This is a genomic window from Haemophilus parainfluenzae (genome assembly GCF_014931275.1).
Lineage (GTDB): Bacteria > Pseudomonadota > Gammaproteobacteria > Enterobacterales > Pasteurellaceae > Haemophilus_D.
This window is the reverse complement of record NZ_CP063110.1, coordinates 1482771-1503140: the sequence shown is the minus strand read 5'-3', so window position 1 is coordinate 1503140 and position 20370 is coordinate 1482771. Positions and strand designations below refer to the sequence as shown.

Here is a 20370-nt window from a genome sequence, read left to right as displayed (position 1 = left end):
GCTATTTAGCTCGGTTTCTTTTTTATCTATCCTCTATTTTGCTTCAGCTTGAGTTTTTTTCTCTTCAAGTTCTTCCCAACGAAGGAAAGCCGTTTCAAGTTCAGCTTCGGTGTCTGATAATTCCTTAAGCTTCGCATCTGTTACATCATGGGCTTGTTGGAAAAAGTGAGGATCACCAATTTCAGCTTGAAGTGCGGTAATTTTCTCTTCCAATTCTTCCAACAATTGCGGTAGCTGTTCTAACTCACGTTGTTCTTTGTAAGAAAGTTTAACGGATTTTGGCTTTTGAGAAACAGCGTCATTTTTAACCGCACTTTCCTGTGCTTTTGGTGCTTCTTTTTTGGATTTTTGGGTCTCTTGCTCTGCTTTCATGGCAAAGTAATTAGCTTGTTGTCCTTTTGCATCAAAGAAACCGCCTACGTATTTATTCAATACGCCGTCACCTTCAAAGAAATAACACTCCGTTGCGACGTTATCAATAAACTGACGATCATGGCTGACAATCAATAAGGTGCCTTGATAATCAGTGAGGATTTCTTCCAATAATTCTAAGGTTTCTACATCCAAGTCATTGGTTGGTTCATCGAGAATCAATAGATTATTAGGTTTCAGTAATAATTTAGCCAATAACAAACGGTTACGTTCACCACCTGAAAGGGCTTTTACGGGTGTCATAGCTCGTTTGGGTGGAAATAAGAAATCCTGCAAATAGCCCAAGACATGACGTTTTATGCCATTGACTTCAATATCCTGCTTGCCATCGGCAACGTTATCCATCACCGTTTTTTCTGGATCAAGATCAGCACGATATTGGTCAAAATAAGCAATGTCTAATTTTGTACCGCAATGAATACGACCACTCGTTGGCTTGATTTCACCTAATAAAAGTTTAATAAAGGTGGTTTTTCCGCAGCCATTTGGGCCAACCAATGCAATTTTATCGCCACGTAAAATGGTCGTACTGAAATCTTTGAGCAGCTGTTTGCCTTCAATCTCATAAGACACATCTTCCATTTCAAACACGATTTTGCCAGAACGACTTGAGTTATCTAATTGTAACTTGGCGGTGCCCATCACTTCACGACGTTGGCGACGTTCTTCACGCATGGCTTTTAAAGCGCGTACACGGCCTTCATTACGCGTACGGCGAGCTTTAATCCCTTGACGAATCCAAACTTCTTCTTGCGCTAAACGCTTATCAAAAAGGTCATTTTGCAATGCTTCGACACGTAAGCTTTCCTCTTTAGCGGTGAGGTATAAATCATAGTTACCTGGATAAGACACTAATTTCCCACGATCTAAATCAACAATACGAGTCGCCATTTTACGGATAAAAGAACGGTCGTGGGAAATAAACACAATACTTCCGGTAAATTCTAATAAGAAGTTTTCTAACCATTCGATTGCATCTACATCCAAGTGGTTGGTCGGTTCATCTAATAACAAGACATCAGGATTACACACCAACGCACGAGCAAGGGCGGCTTTGCGCAACCAACCACCTGATAAATCCGCTAATTTGGTATCTGGATCTAACTCGAGCTTTTGCAATACTTCATTGATTTTATTTTCAAATTGCCAACCGTTGGCATGCTCTAATTTAGCCTGCACTTGTGCCAGTTGATTAAGAATTTGCTCACTGTAATTTTGTGTCAACTCTTGTGAAATATGGTGATATTCCTTTAACAAATCCGCTAAATGCTCAATCCCTTCCGCCACATAATCAAATACATTCCCTTCAGCGTGGCGAGGCGGGTCTTGTTCTAAACGTGAAACCACTAAATCTTTTTCATACTGCACTTTACCGTCATCCATCGTGACTTGCTGTGCAATAATTTTTAATAAAGTCGATTTACCTGCCCCGTTACGCCCCACCAAACATACGCGCTCATTCGGTTCAATATGCAATTCGGCGTGATCAAGTAAGGGGTGATCACTAAAAGAAAGATAAGCGTTAGTTAAACTAATTAATGCCACAAAATTGTCCTATAAATTCAAAATATCAATAAAAATAACCGCACTTTAAAGCTGGTGATAAACCTTTAAGGCATAGGCATCTGACATGCCAGCGATATAATCACAAATAATACGTTTTTTACCCTGCTCCGGTGCATTTCTCCAACGATTAGCCGTATTCGTTGGCAATAAACGTTCTGGGTCAGACTCAAAAATCTGGAACATTTCCGTGAGAATACGCTGCCCTTTATATTCAATACGTTGCGTTTCTACATGACGAATCACATATTTCCAGACAAATTTTTTGAATACATTTAATGCGGCAATCACATCTTGTGGTAGTTCTGCGTTATAACGTAACAAAGGTTCATCAAAATTACCGGTGACTTTCCAACGCACATGGGTGATAAAGAAATTCACTAATGCACCAATGGCATTTTTACGTTCAAAATGATAATTGGAAAATAATCGTTGGCTGACTTGCTCTATATTTTTTGCCAGCCAATCTGAAGGAATCGTTTTAAGTTCATCTAAGGCTTCTTGCCACTGATGTTGATTCACCACGCCTGTCACAATTGCGTCTTCTAAATCATGCACACCATAGGCAATATCGTCTGCCAATTCCATAATGCTGCAATCTAACGATTTAAATTGTGTTTTTAAAAACTCGGCAGGATTTGACCGCACTTTTTGAAATGAACCAAATAAAGTGCGGTCATTTTCAGAAAGATTTTGCAACAGCCAATCAAACATTGTGACGTCATCACGGAACAACCCTTTTCCTGGTTTCCAATCACTAATTTTGACATAACGCGGATCAGCGCTTTCAGTATGCGGCAACTGGGCATATTGAGGGGAAGATAAGTCTAAAATATTCGGATATTTCACCACGCCTAAAATAGCACGACGCGTTAAATTCATCCCTGCCGTTTCAGTATAAGGCTCAAGTTTAGTAATGATACGAAATGTCTGCGCATTGCCTTCAAAACCACCATGATTACGCATCATATAATTGAGTGCCACTTCCCCACCATGACCAAACGGCGGATGACCAATATCATGCGCAAAGCACAAACTTTCAATTAAATCATTGCTTGGTAATAAAGGCTTGAGTTGTTTCTGTAATTCACTTTTTTCGATATGAAGCTGGTCTGAAATAGCAACATAACTTTCCGCAAATTTTAATTGGGAAACAAGGCTGCTACCAATTTGTGCTACTTCTAGAGAATGAGTTAGGCGCGTGCGATAAAAATCATTTTCGCCCACCGCGTGAATCTGTGTTTTGGCTTGTAAACAACGGAAAGCGGCAGAATGTAAAATCCGCCCGCGATCACGACGAAATGGTGGTCGGTGATCTTTTTCGCGAGGCGGATCAGGAAGGAAACGTTCAGTCCAAAAATCAGCTAATTGGGTTCTCATAAAAATAGACGAATAACATGGAATACTAAGGGGGCTAAAATTGAGCTCATAATACCGCAAAGTACCAAAGAAATCGAACTATAACTACCGGCTTTTGGATCGGCTTCCATACAACTTACCGTACCTAATGCGTGAGAAACAGCACCAACAGATAAACCGACCGCTTCTTGTTGTTTAATCCCAACTTTTTTCAAGATGAGATAACCAAAAACAGACCCTTGTAAACCGGCGACAACCACCCCTACCGCCGTCACGGCAGGAATGCCGCCTAAATGTGAAGCCACTTCCATTGCAATTGGCGTAGTAATTGATTTTGGTAATACCGTCGCGACCATTTCAGGGCTTGCACCTAAAATAATGGCAAAAATAGCCCCGGTAAACATTGAGAATATTGAGGCCAATGCGACTACTGAAAGGATAATTTTCCATTGTTTCGCAATTTGACGAATTTGCTCATATAACGGTAATGCCAGTGCGACAATACTCACGCCTAATAAATTATTAATCGGCGCATTACCCGCCATGTAATCATCATAAGGAATATCGGTAACCACTAAAATCAGCACAAGAATTGATACTGTAAGCACAAAAGTATTGAAAATCATCGATTTCCAACGTTTACTGATTTGTAATGCGAGCCAAAATCCGAAAATCGTTAAAATGGTATAAAGATAAATTGCATACTGCATAATAAAACCTTAGTCAGCTTGAAGATTGCGTCTTTCCAATACTTTTTTACGTTTATGGGTAAAGGATTGTTTATAAAATAAATAGTTTCCTATAAATGCAATAACTAAAAGTGTCAGAACGGTACTGAGAATATTAGGAATAAGTAAAACTTTCCACTGAGCCACGAGTAAATCATAATATTTGATAATGCCCACGCTCACCGGTACAAAAAGCACGGCCATGTAGCGAATCAGTAAGCTAGAACCGAAATAAATCCATTCCAGATGAATCACATGGGTTGTTAAACCTAAAAAAAGTAACAATAATCCCCAAATACTGCCTGGAATCCCCACTGGAATGTAGTGAGAAATCAAATTGCCGAGTAGTAACATAATGTATAAAATGATGAGCGAACGAGCGAGTTGAACGCCTTTTTGGAGTAACATATTTCCTCTATCAACTTTTTTAATAATAATTAAAAATTATTTTACGCTTTTTTGTTAAAATTACCCATCCATTTTAGCGAAATTTTGCGATGTAGATCAAAGAAATTCCAAATGATTAGAAAATTCTTCTTATTTTTTACCCTAATTTTAACCGCACTTTGGACGCCATTTTCAATATCGGCGGCTGAACGCCAAATGGCGTGCTGGGTTGTTGGGGTAAGTGATGGTGATACCTTAACTTGCCTCTTACCCACTAAAAAACAACTCAAAGTGCGATTACAAGAAATTGATGCCCCTGAAAAAGGTCAACCATTTGGAAAGAAAGCTAAACAATATCTTTCCCAGCTGGTTTTCAAACAAAATGTGACGTTGTCCGTTTCTGGTTACGATCGTTACCAACGTATTTTGGCAACGGTTTATCTGCAAGAACAAAACATCAACTTAGAAATGGTAAAAAACGGTATGGCGTGGGTTTATCCGCAATATGCTAAAAATCCACTCTACTTTCAAGCTCAAGATTTTGCCCAACAACAAAAAATTGGCTTATGGCGTGATCCTAACCCTACCGCCCCTTATGAATGGCGCAAACAGAACAAAGCAGGTAAACATGGAGGTCAACATGGCTTTTGATTATCAATCATTTAAAAATGAATTTCCTTATTTTAAATCGCCAAATGCTGTAGTTTATTTGGATAATGCGGCGACAGCACTAAAACCTCAAGCATTAATTGATGCAACGAGTACTTTTTATCAATCGGCAGGCTCTGTGCATCGTAGTCAGTACGAAGCCACACAAACAGCACAATATGAAAATGCCCGTCACTTAGTCAAAACCTTAATTAATGCAGAAGATGAAAAAGCCGTAATTTGGACTTCCGGAACAACGCATGGCATTAATTTGGTTGCCAACGGTTTACTCCCCTCTTTGCATGCAAATGACGAGATTCTAATTAGCCAAGCAGACCATCATGCTAATTTTGTTACGTGGCATGAGACAGCGAAAAAATGTGGGGCAAAAATTCAAGTGTTGCCTATTTTGGATAATTGGCTAATTGATGAAAATGCCTTAATTGCAGCCTTAAATGAGAAAACCAAATTAGTGGCGCTCAATTTTGTTTCCAACGTAACAGGAACGGAACAACATATCCAGCATTTAATTCGACTAATCCGTCAACATAGCAATGCGCTCGTTTTAGTCGATGCGGCTCAGGCTATTAGCCATATACAAATTGATTTACAGGCATTAGATGCGGACTTTATCGCCTTTTCTGCGCACAAAAATTATGGACCTAACGGCATTGGTGTATTATGCGGAAAATTAAGCTCACTTTCCCTGCTACAACCGCTTTTTTACGGTGGAAAAATGATTGAGCGCGTCTCCCATGAATGTATTACCTTTGCTGATTTGCCTTATCGATTAGAGGCGGGCACACCGAATATTGCTGGCGTGATTGGCTTTGGTGCAGTGCTAGATTGGCTCAAAAAATGGGATTTTCAGGCAGCCGAAGCGCATGCCGTTGAACTTGCTGAACAAAGTAAAGTGCGGTTAAAAAACTATCCGAATTGTCGTTTATTCAATTCACCTCAGCCGAGTTCTGTTGTATGTTTTGTTTTTGATGGTATTGCAGCATCCGATCTTGCTACCCTTTTAAGTGAACAAAAAATTGCATTGCGCGTTGGTGAGCATTGCGCCCAACCTTACTTAGCCCGTCTTGGCGAGCGCACCACATTACGACTTTCTTTTGCGCCTTACAATAGCCCGCAAGATGTAGACACTTTTTTTGCGGCATTAGATAAATCCCTAGAGTTATTAACATGCTAGAAAACATTAAACAGGCAAAAAATTGGGAAGATCGTTACCGTTTCATTATTCAAGCCGGTAAACATCTTCCTCCTCCTTCTCCAGATGAATTGGCTCAAATGCGATCAATTCAAGGCTGTGAAGCGGGACTTTGGTTTAAGGCTATTCCACAACATGATGGTACGTTTCAATTTCAAGCTTACAGCGAAGCGCGCATTATGAATGGTTTGTTATGGTTGTTGTTACAACACATCAACGGTAAAACTCGAGAGCAATTACAACAATTTAATATTCGCCAATTTTTTGATAAGCTTGGTATTGCCTCTCGCTTAAGTGAAACCCGCTTAAACGGTTTAAAACAAATCGAAGAAATCTTACACAATCTGTAATTATGTATCTGATCGAACCTTTTTTTAAATTGACCGCCTTAGAAAATGATATTGGGCAACAAAGCCGTTTGCTCAATGCCGTCATCGACCAATGGCGTTATAACGGACAAATTATCGGCCGTGAAATCCCGCTTTATTTGATGGAGGAAGACAGCGAACAAGGTTTTGCAATGCGCATTATTTGTCCTGAGCAAGATAGCCTTTTGCCCGAGAACAATAACCAAACTGTGAATCTGGCGATGGAAAATGCTGAAAAGTGCGGTCTAACTTTTCAGGGTTTTCAAATTATTGCCGATGATTTAAATGCTGACAGTACAGCTGAATGTAGCCGACCTGCATGGCAGATGCTCTACACCACGCATTTACAATCTTGCTCGCCATTACATAGCGGGGATGATTTCTCCCCAATTCCGCTCTATAAACAGCTAAAAAATCAACCGCACTTAAGCCAAGATTTAATTAAATGGCAGGAAAATTGGCAGGCCTGCGATCAGTTGCAAATGAATGGTTCGGCTTTAGAAAAAGAAGCATTAAATGAAATCTCCGAGGTTAATAGCACGCTCAGCAAACATGGACGCTACCTTGCTGCTGAAATCGAAAAAGAAAACGGCATACCGACCTATTATTATTTATACCGTGTCGGAGGCCATTCTTTAGAGTCAGAACAGCAACGCTGTTGCCCACAATGTGGTGGCGATTGGGTATTAGACGCGCCACTATTTGATGTAATTTACTTTAAATGCGACCCATGTCGATTAGTATCGAATGTGTCGTGGAATTTTTTATAACGCTTTCGTCATTTAGGAAAACACATGAACTATCAAGATAAAAGCCTTCAATCCTTAAAACTCGGTCAAGCAACAGAATATGCTGCGAATTATGACCGCACTTTATTACAACCCGTGCCTCGAAAACTCAATCGTGATGGCTTAGGCATAACCGAACAGCAGCCATTTACCCAAGGCGCTGATATTTGGACAGCCTATGAAATTTCTTGGTTAAATCCAAAAGGTTTACCGCAAGTCGCCATTGCTAATGTGGAAATTGATTATCGCAGTGAAAATTTAATTGAATCAAAAAGCTTTAAACTCTATTTAAACAGCTTTAACCAAAGTCAATTTGCTGATTTTGCTAGCGTAGAACGCACGATGCGTGAAGACCTAAGTGCTTGTGCTCAAGGCGAGGTCAAAGTACGTTTACATCCATTGTCCCACTATCAAGGACAAAGTATTGATACGTTAACGGGCGATTGCATTGATGATCAGGATATCGAAATCCACAGCTACGAATTTAATGCAAACATTTTGCAAAATTGTACGTCCGATAACGTGGTGGAGGAAACCTTAGTAAGCCATTTATTAAAATCCAATTGTCTTATCACCAGTCAGCCGGATTGGGGAACTGTGCAAATTCATTATGTGGGCAAACAAATAGATCGCGAAAAACTTCTCCGCTACATTGTGTCTTTCCGTCAACATAATGAGTTTCACGAGCAATGTGTCGAGCGTATTTTCTGTGACTTGATGCATTACGCCAAACCAGAAAAACTCACCGTCTATGCGCGTTATACGCGCCGTGGTGGATTGGATATTAATCCATTCCGTTCTAACTTTGAGGAAATTCCGCAGAATTTACGCTTGGCAAGACAATAAATCACAATACAAAAGTGCGGTGAAAATCAACCGCACTTTTATTTTATACATGTCGTAAATCATGAGCTTGTTGTAATAACTGACGACTTTCCTGCAAGAATTGTTCGGAATATTCCCCAAACCATTCTCTCACCTGATGGAAAGCATCAATAAACCCTTGGCGATCGCCTTTTTCAAAAAATTGTAACGCTTCTTCATACGTTTGCTTCAAGGTTTCAATCACGTCTAAATTTTCTGGCTTATCCATAATAATATCGGCATAAAGTGCTGCATCTTGGGCAAATAGACGACCAATCATGGCTAATTCCAAACGATAAATCGGGGAAGATAATGCCAATAAATTGCTTAAATTGACAGGCTGTTTAGAAAGATGCAGACCATTCGCAAAAGTAGAAAAGTGACGTAATGCTTGAATGTACGTCATATTGTGATCATGCTCAACTGCATCAATTTGGTAAATTTTGGCACCCCAGATTTGAATTTGCTCTAACAACCATTCATAACGTTCACTAAAGCGCCCATCACAACGAACAACCACTTGTTTTGCCATGCTCGCAATATCGGGACCAAACATTGGATGCAGCCCAACCACTGCCCCTTTATGCACGTCTAACATTTTAGCCAAGGGGGCTCGTTTCACGGAGGTGAGATCCGACAATAGCATATTTTCCGTTAAATAAGGTTTTAAACGTTCTATTGTTTCTAACGTGTGATCAATCGGCACTGAGACAATAACAACATCCGCATTCGTTAAAATGCGTTCTGCCACATCCCAATCATTGCGGTCTAAAATAGAAATAGGATAACCCGAAGCACGCAAATAGCGGGCAAATAACTGCCCCATTTTTCCGTAACCACCGACGATAACAATTTTGTTAATGGCTGGATTCAGGGTTTTAAAACCAAATTGATTTTCATTGGAGTAAGACTCACGCATGAAACGACGTAGCACATCTTCAATAAGTTGTGGAGAGATTCCCGCTTTCGCCGCTTCTTCTCGGCGTGCTTGTAACATGGCTAATTCACGATCTGGTGCATAAATCGGCAAACCTTTTTCGTGCTTTACTTCGCCGACTCGGGTCACCAATTCGAGGCGTTTAGCAAAAAGTTGAATCAGTTCACGATCGAGCGCATCAATTTCCTGACGTAAATGATTAAGGGCATCCATAATTCACCTGTAATATCTTATTTACATAAATTGCAATTAAAAGGTTACAGGTGAGATTACTGGAATTAAAAAAGAAAGGCAAATAGTTAGAGAGATTGTGTAATCAAACGTTGCGGACGAATTACATTGTTATCATCGATAAGTGCCACGCCCAAAAAGATATTCTTGTCAGAAAACAACCGCACTTGACCATGTAATTTGGCTTCATTAGCAAATTTGACTCGTTGTCCAAAGCCAATACCTTTACTTTGCTCGGCATTTAGCTGTAATGCAGGTAATTTACTGACCGCTGTATCTGTCGGTAAAAGATGTTGATCAACTTGTGCAAGATCGCCTTGCTCTGCAAGCGCCTGCAATGCATCCCATGTCATCATCTTTTCTGTTGGATAATCCGCAACAGCAGTTCGACGTAACACTGTCACATGAGCACCACAAGCTAACACTTCACCTAAATCATCCACTAATGTACGAATGTAAGTTCCTTTCGAGCAATGCACTTCCAGGGTTAGAAAAGGTGTTTGATACTCAATAAAGTTTAGCTCAAAAATCGTGATAGGACGTGCTTCACGTTCTATTGTAATGCCTGCGCGAGCATACTCATACAACGGTTTCCCATTGTGCTTTAATGCAGAAAACATGGTCGGCACTTGCAAAATGTCACCACGGAATTGTTCAAGTGTGGTTAAAATTTGTGATGTTTCCACATTGACTGGGCGAGTTTCGACCACTTGCCCTTCTGCATCAGAGGTATCTGTACGTTCACCTAATTTTGCTGTAACCACATAACGTTTATCTGCATCTAACAAAAACTGTGAAAACTTTGTGGCTTCACCTAAACAAATAGGCAGCATACCGGTTGCTAATGGATCAAGCGCACCGGTATGCCCTGCTTTATTCGCTTGGAATACGCGTTTCACTTTTTGCATAATGTCATTCGATGACATGCCTTGTGGCTTATCTAATAAAAATACACCATCAATATCACGCCCACGCTTGCGAGGTCTCGACATTAGTCATTTTCCTCAACGTGTTTTTTTTCGTCTTCACGTACTACGTTTGTTACTAAATTAGACATACGCATCCCTTCAACTAAGGATTGATCGTAGAAGAAACGAATTTCTGGCACAATGCGTAAACGCATTGCTTTACCTACTAATGAACGAATATAAGGTGCTGCTTTTTCTAACCCTTTCATGCCTTGTGCAATCGCCACTTCATCATGATCAAACAAAAATGTGACAAACACTTTTGCATAAGCTAAATCGCTTGATACTTCCACATCTGACACGGTTACCATGCCAATACGGGGATCTTTTACTTCTCGTTGTAAAATGATGGCGATTTCTTTTTGTAATTCTTGTGCAACACGATCGCTGCGTTTAAATTCTCTTGCCATAATATTTCCCTTACTAAGTAAATGTTACCTACATTGATTAGGTTACAAATTATTTCTCTGATTTGGTTTTATTTCGGCGAAGAAAAAAACCTATCCCCACGCCAATGAGTACTGCAATAACATTCATTATGACATCCATCACTACAACAACTAGACTCCAGTCTGCACCATGTTCTTCATAGGATGACTGGGCATGATAAATGCTTGCAATCCAAAAACAAAGTTTTACAGCGATTGGGATAATTAAAAATTTCCATTTCTTCTGCCCAAACCCATAAGCAACCAAAATAGCATTGATAGCCGCCCAACCAAACATTGATTCCATTTTTAGCTCCAATGACAAAAGCGGTCAAAAATACGTTGAATTTTGACCGCTCTTTTTATCGATTAGATTGAACGTTTAATTTCAACGACTTCAAATACTTCGATTTGGTCGCCGACTTTTACGTCATTGTAGTTTTTAACGCCGATACCACATTCCATACCATTACGGACCTCAGCAACGTCATCTTTAAAGCGACGGAGAGATTCCAATTCACCTTCAAAGATTACCACATTATCACGTAATACACGGATTGGATTGTTACGTTTTACTACACCTTCGGTCACCATACAACCTGCGATTGCACCAAATTTCGGATGTTTGAACACATCACGCACTTCAGCCAAGCCGATGATTTCTTGTTTGAATTCAGGTTGTAGCATACCGCTCATTGCAGCTTTCACATCATTTAATAGTTCATAAATTATAGAGTAATAACGAAGGTCAATATTTTCTGCTTCGATAATACGGCGAGCAGAAGCGTCCGCACGTACGTTAAAGCCGACCATAATCGCATTAGAAGCTGCAGCTAAGGTTGCATCAGTTTCAGAAATACCACCTACACCTGATCCAACAACTTTCACTTTCACTTCATCAGTAGAAAGATCTTGTAACGATTGAATAATCGCTTCCACAGAACCTTGTACGTCCGCTTTCACAATGATGTTCAGTTCAGCCACATCACCTTCAGTCATATTACTAAACATATTTTCAAGTTTAGCTTTTTGCTGACGAGCAAGTTTCACTTCACGGAACTTACCTTGACGGTGTAATGCTACTTCACGTGCTTTTTTCTCATCACGCACTACGGTTGCTTCATCACCTGCTGCTGGTACGCCAGAAAGACCTAACACCTCAACAGGAATAGATGGACCGGCTTCATCGATTTCTTTACCGTTTTCATCGCGCATTGCACGAACACGGCCATATTCAAAACCACAAAGTACGATATCACCTTTACGTAATGTACCAGATTGAACAAGAATGGTTGCAACTGGACCACGACCTTTATCAAGGTAAGATTCAATCACAACACCGCTTGCCATACCGTCTTTTACAGCCGTTAATTCAAGTACTTCTGATTGAAGTAAGATAGCATCTAATAAATCATCGATACCCATACCTTTCTTCGCAGAAACAGGCACGAATTGTACATCACCACCGAATTTCTCAGAAATCACTTCGTGTTGAAGTAATTCTTGCTCTACGCGATCTGGGTTTGCTTCTGGTTTATCAATTTTGTTCACCGCAACTACTAAAGGCGCACCCGCTGCTTTCGCGTGTTGAATCGCTTCAATGGTTTGAGGCATCACTCCATCATCTGCTGCAACCACAAGTACGACGATATCCGTTGCTTTCGCACCACGTGCACGCATTGAGGTAAATGCAGCGTGTCCCGGGGTATCTAAGAAGGTAATCATTTTACCGTCGTCCATTTCTACGTGGTACGCACCAATGTGCTGAGTAATACCCCCCGCCTCACCTGCTGCAACTTTCGCTTTACGAATGTAGTCAAGCAATGAGGTTTTACCATGGTCAACGTGCCCCATAATGGTCACAACCGGTGCACGAGTTACTTTTTCAGCATTAACATCGCGATCGCCTAATACTTCTTCTTCAAGTTCATTTTCATTGCGAAGAATCACTTTGTGGCCTAATTCTTCAGCCACTAATTGCGCAGTTTCTTGGTCAAGCACTTGGTTAATGGTTACCATTTCGCCCATCTTCATCATTGCTTTGATGATTTCAGTCGCTTTGGTTGCCATTTTATTCGCTAATTCTGCAACGGTAATCGTTTCACCAATAACAACATCCTGTTTCACAACCTGAACAGGTTTTGTGAAAGCTTGCTGTAATGCAGCACCTTTCTTACCATTTTTACCTTTACCGAATTTACCGTCTTTTTGATTTTTACGGTTAGATTCGCGCTCATTTTTAGTGCCTTTCACGTCATCGCGTTCTTTTTTCGCTTTAGCCACTTTATTTTTGCCACGACCACGATTTTCTTTACGACGTTCTTCTTCGTCTTCTGCTTCTAAAGCATAACGAGAGCTTAAATTATAATCCGTGTAATCTTCTGATGAACTATCATTACTTAAAGAGTCAGACTCAGCATAACGTTTAGCGTCTTCAGCTGCTTTACGTGCTTGCTCTTCTGCTTTTTGGCGAGCAAGTTCTTCCGCTTTACGACGAAGTTCAGCTTCTTCCGCTTTACGTTTTTCTTTTTCAGGATCAACAGATTTAGGTTTATTTTCAACCGCACTTGGTGCTGGTTTCGCAGCTTTTTCTGCTTCAGCCTTAGCTTTTTCGGCTTTCGCTTTTTCAGCAGCTAAACGTGCTTTTTCTTCTGCTGCTTTCTTTTCAGCTGCTTCAGCTTCTTGCTGGGCTTTTAATTTTGCTGCTTCTTCCGCTTTTTTAGCGGCATCTGTTGGTACAGTACGTTTTTTACGTACTTCAACTTGTACCGCTTTTGCTTTACCGCCAGCAGTAGCACTGCTTACAGTTGTTTTTGTTCTGCGTTGAATACTTAGTTTTTTCGGTGCATTTGCATCCGCATTTTTTACATCTTCAGTCATTATTAAACTCCTTACTCTTCGCTAAACCAGCAAATATTACGAGCAGCCATAATAAAGTCAGCGGCTTGCTCTGCGGTTAATTCTTCAATATCAGCTAAATCATCTACACCTTGCTCCGCAAGTTCTTCAAGTGTCGTAATTTGTTTTTCAGCTAATTTAAAGGCAATGTGACGATTCATGCCTTCAAGATTTAATAAACGATCTTCGATATTCGCTTTTTTCAAGGCTTCTTCTTCTGCCGCAGCGGCTGCAGTAATCGCATCTTTTGCACGACCTTGTAACTCTTCGATAAGATCTTCATCTTCTAAACCATCAATTGCAGTCAGTTCGCTCACTGGAACATAAGCCACTTCTTCTAATGAAGTAAAACCTTCATCCACTAAGATTTGAGCAAACTCTTCATCAAGACCTAATTTATCCATGAATAAATTTAATACCTTGATATCTTCTGCTTGATGTTTTTCATTTAATTGTTCGGTAGTCATTACGTTTAATGTCCAGCCGGTTAATTGTGTCGCTAAACGTACATTCTGACCGTTACGACCAATTGCTTGTGCTAAGTTGTCAGCATTAACCGCAATATCCATTGAGTGGTTATCTTCATCCACGATAATTGAAGTCACATCAGCCGGTGCCATTGCATTGATCACATATTGTGCCGGATTATCATCCCAAAGTACGATATCCACACGTTCACCACCTAACTCATTGGTAATCGCTTGAACGCGTGCACCACGCATACCTACACATGCACCCACTGGGTCGATACGTTTATCATTTGATTTCACCGCAATTTTTGCACGAGAACCAGGATCACGTGCGGCACCACGGATTTCAAGCATTTCTTCGCCGATTTCTGGTACTTCAATACGGAATAACTCGATTAACATTTCAGGTTTTGCGCGAGTCACAAATAATTGTGCTGTTTTGCTTTCAGGATTCACTTTATAAAGCACACCACGTACACGATCGCCTGGACGGAAATTTTCACGTGGAAGCATATCTTCACGCATAATCACGGCTTCAGCTTTATTGCCTAAATCTAAAATAATGCTTTCACGATTTACTTTTTTCACCGTACCTGTAACAATTTTGCCTTCTTCAGAACGGAATTGCTCAACCACTTTTGCGCGCTCTGCTTCACGAATTTTAGTACTGATAACTTGGCGAGCAGTTTGCATTGCAATACGGTCAAATGCGATAGACTCAATTTGATCTTCAACATAATCACCAAGTTGAATATTCGCATCTTCAAATTGTGCCGCTTCTAACGTAATTTCTTTTGTTGGTACTTTAACTTCATCGACAACTAACCAACGACGGAATGTATCAAACTCACCTGTTTTGGTGTTGATTGATACACGGATATCAGTTTCATAGTCATATTTTTTCTTCGTAGAAAGCGCAATCGCACTTTCTAATGCTTCAAAAATCTTTTCACGTGGTAATAACTTCTCGTTAGATACTGCTTCAGCAGCTAACAAAATCTCTTTACTCATTTTCCTTTTTCTCCTTTAAAACTTTGCGATTACATTGGCTTTTTGAATATTGCCAAAAATAAGAATTTGTTCCTGACCATCAACAATAAGTGTCAACATGTCATTTTCAATTTTTTCCAACTTACCTTGCCATTTACGACGATCTAAAACTGGAATACGTAAATGCACGGCGATATCCTCGCCTACATAACGTTGAAATTGTTCAAGCGTAAATAATGGACGGTCGAGACCTGGTGATGACACTTCTAGGTTATATTTATCCGCAATCGGATCTTCCACGTCTAAAATCGCGCTCACTTGACGACTTACATCAGCACAATCATCAACGCCTACGCCACCTTCTTTATCAATGAATAAACGCACGGTCATAAAACGACCTGCACGTTGGCATTCAATCCCCCAAAGTTCGCAGCCTAAGTCTTCTACTGCACCTTGAAGCATCTCTTGCAATTTTTGTTCTAATGTTGCCAATTTTTGCTCCTAATCTTAAAATTCAGACATAAAAAAAGGGTTAGGTTCGTCAATGAACCTAAGCCCAGTTTCTAAATTTCTCGTACAAAAAAACCCCAAATTTGGGGTTCTTTTTACTGAACTTGTTATTGGTTGCGGGGGCCGGATTTGAACCGACGGCCTTCGGGTTATGAGCCCGACGAGCTACCAAGCTGCTCCACCCCGCGTCCGAAATATGGGGTGTATTATAGTGATCTAAATCAAAAGATCAAGCGATTTCTGCTAATTTTCTTGAAAACATAAGATTTTTTGACCGCACTTTGCTTTATCTAAAGTGATAGTTAGAATCCAAAGCCAGTGCCTAAACCTACACCAACGCCCACACCATTACTGCCGCCACCGGCGCCAACACCAACAGAACAAGCGCTTACCAAAGCACTTAATACAGCCACTAAAAATAATTTTTTCATAGATTTTCCTTTGTTAAATGTTCAAATAACCGATAAACGGCCAACAGGTCCGTTCCTGCAATAGGTTTGAACGGAAGTAAAAGATAATAAAACGACTTAAATTTTTGCACATACGCTAACACATTTGTCTAATAATTAATAGGACTATACTCTTTTAATTAGTAACAAGAGTATTTCCTTTTATTAAAGTTTTTATTGTGTCGTGAAAAGATAAGCGATACATTCTACAAAATTTTTATTCTTTTTCAATCAAGGAGAAAAATATGCATTTTTTGAAAAAATTGCTTACCGTGCTGACATTAGGTTTCTGCACGCTATCTGTACAAGCTTCCCCTTTTAGCATCAGCGAACAACAAATTAACCAGTATTTAAGTGAAAAAGGGACGATTAATGACAAACTCGGTATTCCAGGATTATTTTCTGTGGATTACGCACTGAAAGATTTAGTAACTCAAATCGGGCAAACTGAAAGCAATCGTGTTGAAATGAGTGGTTTGGTTGATACGCTTATTCGTTTATCTGGTAAAACCTATCCAGCTAAATTACATTTAACTTTTGATGCGATTCCTGAATATAACGCAGATGAAGGGGCGCTTTATTTAAAAAATCTAAGGATTTTACGCTGGTCTGGCGAACCTAATAGTGCAATGGAGCAACTCCAAGATGTTATGCCGCTATTAAGCGATGGTGTGGCAGCCTTATTAAGTCAGATGCCAGTTTACACCTTGGATGAAAGTGATATGAAACAAATGCTGATTAAGAAATTTGCCAAAGAAATTAAAGTTGAGAAAGGTCGATTAGAATTAATTGGTGGAATGTTTTAACAATAAGGGCGTATTAAACGCCCTTTTTTATAACTCAATGATAGCTCGCAAACCTTTAATTTGCCCGTTAGCTTCAATATTTTCTAATCGGAAACGATAGTGATGCAATTCTGCTATTCTTGCCACAATAGACAATCCAAGCCCACTTCCCTTTTCATTTTGTCCTGCAGGACGATAAAAACGCTGCCCTAATTTTGCTAATTCTTCTGGCGCAACACCACCGCCATTATCTTCGATAATAATCTTACGAGGCTGCAAAATCACTCGAACCTGAGTGCCTTGAGGACAATATTTAATCGCATTATCCAACAAGTTTCTCAACATTTGCGCAAGTAATAACGGCTGCCCTTGCTTAACGGCAGGATCTCCCTGATGCTCAAACTGCAATTCGATTTGGCGTTGCTGTGCACTAAAATACAAATCACCAATAAGCGAAGTGATAATTTCTGACCAATAAATCGGTTCCTGATGATTCAATTCTTTAAGATTATCTAATCGGGAAAGTGTAAGAAGCTGTTCAATTAATTGGGTTGCTCGATCGATACCTTGGGTTAAATGCGCTAAGGCCATTTCACGCGTTTGTGCATCATCGCCAGCTAACTGTGCGACTTCTGTTTGAATACGCAATGCCGCCAATGGACTACGTAATTCATGTGCTGCATCAGAAACAAAACGGCGCTCCCATTCCAACTGCTCACTGGTACGTGTGAAAAACTGATTTAAGTTTTGGACTAACGCTAGAATCTCTGTTGGCACATCATCAGTTTCTAATAACGACACATCACCTGGTCGGCGAGCTTGTACGTTTCGACTCAATCGATTAATTGGTTTTAATGCACGATAAATCACAATAAAAGCGACCAATAATAGTATTGGTAATCCAGCAAACCAAATCCCTGTTTGGCTGAAGACCATTTTATTGACCAACTCTTCGCGGTATTCCAATTCTTGTCCCACCGCAATGACAAGTTCGCCTTTACCGACAGGTTGCCAATAAATCAGCCATTCATCGTCATCATCTAAAATATGTTCTTTACTAAAACCCGTCTTATTTTGAAAAATAAATTTGTCGCCATTATCGCCATCGGTTAATAGTCTTTCGCCTTTATTAGAAAATATAGCAAAGGCTAGAGCATCATTATCGTAATGACGTTTCTGCGGTTTAAATCCACCACGTGGAAAGTTAGCATTTTCATCTAATAAGACATTTTTCAAATCAGAGGTTGCTAAACGCTCAGCAAAAAGCACTTGTTGTGCATTAAACACATCTTTAGCTTCTTTTTTGACGACCGTCCATGCAACGGCTGTGGCAATGCACCACACGCAAAGTGCGGTCACACTTAAACCGATTAAGAGACGAAAACTCAGTCGTTTATTTTTCATTAACTTGTCCTAAAGCATAGCCTACACCATGTACAGTACGAATAAATTGTTTACCTAGTTTTTGACGTAAATTATAAATATGTACGTCCAATGCACCACTACTTAATTCTTCATCCCAATTTGATAGTTTTTCTTCAATAGTCGCACGTGAAAGCACTCGTTCTTTATTCAGCATAAAAAGCTCAAGCAATTTATATTCACGCCCGGTTAATGTAATTTCATCTTCATTCAACCAAGCCTTACGTTGAGCAGGATCGAGTTTGACATTGCCATGCTCAATCTGCGGTTTAACTTGCCCATAACGACGACGAATTAATGCCTGCAATCGCACCACCACTTCAGCTAAGGCAAAGGGTTTGCAAAGATAATCATCGGCACCTTGTTGAATGCCTTTGATACGCTCATCCAATGTATCACGCGCAGTTAAGATCAACACTGGCACATCTTGATTATTTGAGCGCCATTGTTTTAATACATCCAAACCATCCAGTTTAGGCAGGGTTAAATCCAATACCACCGCATCATAAGGCGCGCCGATTAAGGCATTTAATCCACTTTGCCCATCGGTAAACCAATCTACAATAAAGCCTGATTTTGTTAAACCAATTTGCAGACCATTGCCGATCAGAGCATCGTCTTCTACTAATAAAACTCGCATAATATTGACCGCACTTTTATCTTTCTCAAAACGAAAAAATGGCGGGCTTTGCCCACCACTTCAAATTATATGAATTATTGCGCTTTTTCAACGCTAATTACTTCAAGCTCTGGTTTTTCAAAAGGTTCATTATCCAATTTACCGTAAACGAGGATTTTATCCTGAGGTCCCACATTTAAACCATTCCAAACGCGCTTTTTAATTTCCAATTTGATTTGGTCTGTGCCATCGGTGAAAACATATTCATCACCATCAATTTGTTGAGTGATGTTACCGACTAAGGTAATCATAGAATTATCTTTCGCAGATAATGCTTGTTTAACAGTAAGTTGTTGACCTTGATCACCACCTTGGAAGCCACCTTGTGCAGTGTTGCCATTAAAACCAGCAAATGCTGCTGAAGTAGATAAAGCTAAAAGGGTTGCTAAAGCAAATTTTTTCATCATGTTCTCCTAAATAAAATTAAGCATAAATTAATCATGTTTCAAAGCGAAGGATTATCCTCATTGCCGCCTTGTTGATGCTTATTAAACACAACAAATCTTAATGAAATCTTAAGCAACCTTAAGATTTTTAAAATTACCAACAAAATCGTTCATTAACTAAGTTATCTTGGCGTTCTTTTTCCCATTTCGCTTTATTTTCAGGATTAGCAAAATAGCGGTCTTGCTCAACTAAACGCGCATCAAGTTTTGCTTCTGCTTCTTTTAACGCTTGTTTTCTATCTTGATACTTGCTTGGTAATTGAGGTAAAAATACCGCCTGATACGGCTGATTTTTCGCCCAGTCAATCGCATCTTGCGCTGCTTTGTGTTGCTTATTCAAATCACAGAACGCATACGGGTTAACATGCTGTCCCACTAATTGCCCAAATGCTGTGTTATTCGATACTGTTAATTTATCTAAATCCAACACATATAACGCGGTGATTAAACGGTTTTGCCCACGATAAAACCATTTTACTGCTTCATCACGTAAACCAAAATCATAAGCACGAGCAGAAAGCGCAAACATTGTCATCGGAGAAACAAAATCCACTTTTTTCTCAATAATATTGACCGCACTTTCAAAATCTTTTTGTGTATTTTTCAGTAATAACGCATCAATATCTTTGTTCACATTAATCTGTTCAAGTCGTCCATCTCTGGCATCGTAATAAGGCTTTACATACATATCAACATGCTTAACCGGCTCTTTTGAAATCGAGCTACAAGCCGTTAATAAAAGTGCGGTTGAAACCCACGTTAATTTTAGAAAGGTTCTCATGCTCTTCCCTTATGATGAATATTAGC

22 protein-coding genes, 1 tRNA gene and 1 pseudogene are annotated in these 20370 nt (G+C 39.8%); 6 read left to right on the top strand and 18 right to left on the bottom strand.

Features of this window, described 5'->3' with window-relative positions; all coding sequences use genetic code 11:
* Positions 1 to 33: 33 nt before the first annotated feature.
* The 4 genes from INQ00_RS07370 to INQ00_RS07355 are packed head-to-tail and all read right to left on the bottom strand — an operon-like array spanning position 34 to position 4490.
* Entirely contained in the window at positions 34 to 1977 is a 1944-nt protein-coding gene (locus tag INQ00_RS07370; RefSeq protein WP_197546657.1) for an ABC transporter ATP-binding protein, read from the bottom strand.
* Positions 1978 to 2022: 45 nt separating this feature from the next.
* Positions 2023 to 3375, bottom strand: a complete 1353-nt coding sequence (locus tag INQ00_RS07365; protein WP_197546656.1) for an anti-phage deoxyguanosine triphosphatase — start codon at positions 3373 to 3375, stop codon at positions 2023 to 2025.
* Entirely contained in the window at positions 3372 to 4067 is a 696-nt protein-coding gene (locus tag INQ00_RS07360; protein WP_197547515.1) for a CidB/LrgB family autolysis modulator, read from the bottom strand. The genes INQ00_RS07365 and INQ00_RS07360 overlap by 4 nt, the downstream gene beginning before the upstream one ends.
* Before the next feature lie 6 nt (positions 4068 to 4073).
* Entirely contained in the window at positions 4074 to 4490 is a 417-nt protein-coding gene (locus tag INQ00_RS07355; protein ID WP_049368798.1) for a CidA/LrgA family protein, read from the bottom strand.
* A gap of 111 nt (positions 4491 to 4601) precedes the next feature.
* Here INQ00_RS07355 and INQ00_RS07350 point away from each other — a divergent pair, with 111 nt between their 5' ends.
* From INQ00_RS07350 to queF, 5 genes are read left to right on the top strand one after another with little or no spacing between them, the layout of a single operon-like run.
* Positions 4602 to 5120, top strand: a complete 519-nt coding sequence (locus INQ00_RS07350; RefSeq protein ID WP_197546655.1) for a thermonuclease family protein — start codon at positions 4602 to 4604, stop codon at positions 5118 to 5120.
* Entirely contained in the window at positions 5110 to 6312 is a 1203-nt protein-coding gene (locus tag INQ00_RS07345; protein ID WP_197546654.1) for a cysteine desulfurase, read from the top strand. Before INQ00_RS07350 ends, INQ00_RS07345 begins: the two co-directional genes overlap by 11 nt.
* A complete protein-coding gene (locus tag INQ00_RS07340; protein ID WP_197546653.1) occupies positions 6306 to 6680 on the top strand; it encodes a SufE family protein in 375 nt (124 codons plus the stop codon). The genes INQ00_RS07345 and INQ00_RS07340 overlap by 7 nt, the downstream gene beginning before the upstream one ends.
* A 2-nt stretch (positions 6681 to 6682) precedes the next feature.
* Positions 6683 to 7468: a Zn-ribbon-containing protein gene (locus INQ00_RS07335; RefSeq protein ID WP_197546652.1), complete on the top strand. Its 786-nt coding sequence runs from the start codon at positions 6683 to 6685 to the stop codon at positions 7466 to 7468.
* 24 nt (positions 7469 to 7492) lie between these two features.
* A complete protein-coding gene (queF, locus tag INQ00_RS07330; RefSeq protein ID WP_197546651.1) occupies positions 7493 to 8332 on the top strand; it encodes an NADPH-dependent 7-cyano-7-deazaguanine reductase QueF in 840 nt (279 codons plus the stop codon).
* 43 nt (positions 8333 to 8375) lie between these two features.
* Here queF and tyrA read toward each other — a convergent pair whose 3' ends face one another.
* From tyrA to INQ00_RS09775, 10 genes and pseudogenes are all read right to left on the bottom strand, one after another.
* Entirely contained in the window at positions 8376 to 9500 is a 1125-nt protein-coding gene (gene tyrA / locus INQ00_RS07325) for a bifunctional chorismate mutase/prephenate dehydrogenase (protein WP_197546650.1), read from the bottom strand.
* 86 nt (positions 9501 to 9586) lie between these two features.
* Positions 9587 to 10510, bottom strand: a complete 924-nt coding sequence (gene truB, locus INQ00_RS07320; protein ID WP_197546649.1) for a tRNA pseudouridine(55) synthase TruB — start codon at positions 10508 to 10510, stop codon at positions 9587 to 9589.
* A complete protein-coding gene (gene rbfA, locus INQ00_RS07315) occupies positions 10510 to 10896 on the bottom strand; it encodes a 30S ribosome-binding factor RbfA (protein WP_005696020.1) in 387 nt (128 codons plus the stop codon). The genes truB and rbfA overlap by 1 nt, the downstream gene beginning before the upstream one ends.
* A 49-nt stretch (positions 10897 to 10945) precedes the next feature.
* Positions 10946 to 11221 (bottom strand): hypothetical protein, encoded by a 276-nt coding sequence (locus INQ00_RS07310; RefSeq protein ID WP_197546648.1) that lies wholly within the window; start codon positions 11219 to 11221, stop codon positions 10946 to 10948.
* Between the two features lie 62 nt (positions 11222 to 11283).
* A complete protein-coding gene (gene infB / locus INQ00_RS07305) occupies positions 11284 to 13794 on the bottom strand; it encodes a translation initiation factor IF-2 (protein WP_197546647.1) in 2511 nt (836 codons plus the stop codon).
* Between the two features lie 11 nt (positions 13795 to 13805).
* On the bottom strand, positions 13806 to 15293 hold the full coding sequence (gene nusA / locus INQ00_RS07300) for a transcription termination factor NusA (RefSeq protein WP_197546646.1): 1488 nt from the start codon (positions 15291 to 15293) through the stop codon (positions 13806 to 13808).
* A 15-nt stretch (positions 15294 to 15308) separates the two neighbouring features.
* A complete protein-coding gene (gene rimP, locus INQ00_RS07295; RefSeq protein ID WP_197546645.1) occupies positions 15309 to 15764 on the bottom strand; it encodes a ribosome maturation factor RimP in 456 nt (151 codons plus the stop codon).
* Positions 15765 to 15893: 129 nt separating this feature from the next.
* Positions 15894 to 15970: transfer RNA gene (locus INQ00_RS07290), tRNA-Met, on the bottom strand.
* 114 nt (positions 15971 to 16084) lie between these two features.
* On the bottom strand, positions 16085 to 16213 hold the full coding sequence (locus INQ00_RS09820; RefSeq protein ID WP_005696016.1) for a hypothetical protein: 129 nt from the start codon (positions 16211 to 16213) through the stop codon (positions 16085 to 16087).
* A pseudogene (locus tag INQ00_RS09775) lies at positions 16210 to 16314 on the bottom strand (protein kinase family protein); the annotation flags it as partial. The pseudogene INQ00_RS09775 and the gene INQ00_RS09820, both read right to left, overlap by 4 nt.
* 162 nt (positions 16315 to 16476) lie before the next feature.
* Between INQ00_RS09775 and INQ00_RS07285 the strand changes: the two are divergent.
* Positions 16477 to 17037, top strand: coding sequence for a YceB family lipoprotein (locus tag INQ00_RS07285; protein ID WP_197546644.1), 561 nt, complete (start codon positions 16477 to 16479; stop codon positions 17035 to 17037).
* A gap of 27 nt (positions 17038 to 17064) precedes the next feature.
* On the opposite strand, the gene qseC is transcribed toward INQ00_RS07285, so the two are convergent.
* The 4 genes from qseC to INQ00_RS07265 form a co-directional block, all read right to left on the bottom strand.
* Entirely contained in the window at positions 17065 to 18420 is a 1356-nt protein-coding gene (gene qseC, locus INQ00_RS07280) for a quorum sensing histidine kinase QseC (RefSeq protein WP_197546643.1), read from the bottom strand.
* Positions 18410 to 19078, bottom strand: coding sequence for a response regulator (locus INQ00_RS07275; RefSeq protein ID WP_054419433.1), 669 nt, complete (start codon positions 19076 to 19078; stop codon positions 18410 to 18412). Before INQ00_RS07275 ends, qseC begins: the two co-directional genes overlap by 11 nt.
* A 74-nt stretch (positions 19079 to 19152) precedes the next feature.
* A complete protein-coding gene (locus INQ00_RS07270) occupies positions 19153 to 19521 on the bottom strand; it encodes a YgiW/YdeI family stress tolerance OB fold protein (RefSeq protein ID WP_197547514.1) in 369 nt (122 codons plus the stop codon).
* A gap of 136 nt (positions 19522 to 19657) precedes the next feature.
* Positions 19658 to 20344 carry a hypothetical protein gene (locus INQ00_RS07265; protein ID WP_197546642.1) on the bottom strand — a complete coding sequence of 229 codons (687 nt, stop codon included), beginning with the start codon at positions 20342 to 20344 and terminating at the stop codon, positions 19658 to 19660.
* Positions 20345 to 20370: the final 26 nt, after the last annotated feature.

Coding starts and splice junctions, on each gene's coding strand:
- rbfA (WP_005696020.1), bottom strand. CDS start 10,896: ATGGCAAGAGAATTTAAACGCAGCGATCGTGTTGCACAAGAATTACAA.
- INQ00_RS07350 (WP_197546655.1), top strand. CDS start 4,602: ATGATTAGAAAATTCTTCTTATTTTTTACCCTAATTTTAACCGCACTT.
- INQ00_RS07270 (WP_197547514.1), bottom strand. CDS start 19,521: ATGAAAAAATTTGCTTTAGCAACCCTTTTAGCTTTATCTACTTCAGCA.
- INQ00_RS07355 (WP_049368798.1), bottom strand. CDS start 4,490: ATGTTACTCCAAAAAGGCGTTCAACTCGCTCGTTCGCTCATCATTTTA.
- INQ00_RS07310 (WP_197546648.1), bottom strand. CDS start 11,221: ATGGAATCAATGTTTGGTTGGGCGGCTATCAATGCTATTTTGGTTGCT.
- nusA (WP_197546646.1), bottom strand. CDS start 15,293: ATGAGTAAAGAGATTTTGTTAGCTGCTGAAGCAGTATCTAACGAGAAG.
- INQ00_RS07285 (WP_197546644.1), top strand. CDS start 16,477: ATGCATTTTTTGAAAAAATTGCTTACCGTGCTGACATTAGGTTTCTGC.
- INQ00_RS07275 (WP_054419433.1), bottom strand. CDS start 19,078: ATGCGAGTTTTATTAGTAGAAGACGATGCTCTGATCGGCAATGGTCTG.
- INQ00_RS07345 (WP_197546654.1), top strand. CDS start 5,110: ATGGCTTTTGATTATCAATCATTTAAAAATGAATTTCCTTATTTTAAA.
- infB (WP_197546647.1), bottom strand. CDS start 13,794: ATGACTGAAGATGTAAAAAATGCGGATGCAAATGCACCGAAAAAACTA.
- INQ00_RS07335 (WP_197546652.1), top strand. CDS start 6,683: ATGTATCTGATCGAACCTTTTTTTAAATTGACCGCCTTAGAAAATGAT.
- INQ00_RS09820 (WP_005696016.1), bottom strand. CDS start 16,213: ATGAAAAAATTATTTTTAGTGGCTGTATTAAGTGCTTTGGTAAGCGCT.
- INQ00_RS07365 (WP_197546656.1), bottom strand. CDS start 3,375: ATGAGAACCCAATTAGCTGATTTTTGGACTGAACGTTTCCTTCCTGAT.
- INQ00_RS07340 (WP_197546653.1), top strand. CDS start 6,306: ATGCTAGAAAACATTAAACAGGCAAAAAATTGGGAAGATCGTTACCGT.
- INQ00_RS07265 (WP_197546642.1), bottom strand. CDS start 20,344: ATGAGAACCTTTCTAAAATTAACGTGGGTTTCAACCGCACTTTTATTA.
- tyrA (WP_197546650.1), bottom strand. CDS start 9,500: ATGGATGCCCTTAATCATTTACGTCAGGAAATTGATGCGCTCGATCGT.
- qseC (WP_197546643.1), bottom strand. CDS start 18,420: ATGAAAAATAAACGACTGAGTTTTCGTCTCTTAATCGGTTTAAGTGTG.
- truB (WP_197546649.1), bottom strand. CDS start 10,510: ATGTCGAGACCTCGCAAGCGTGGGCGTGATATTGATGGTGTATTTTTA.
- queF (WP_197546651.1), top strand. CDS start 7,493: ATGAACTATCAAGATAAAAGCCTTCAATCCTTAAAACTCGGTCAAGCA.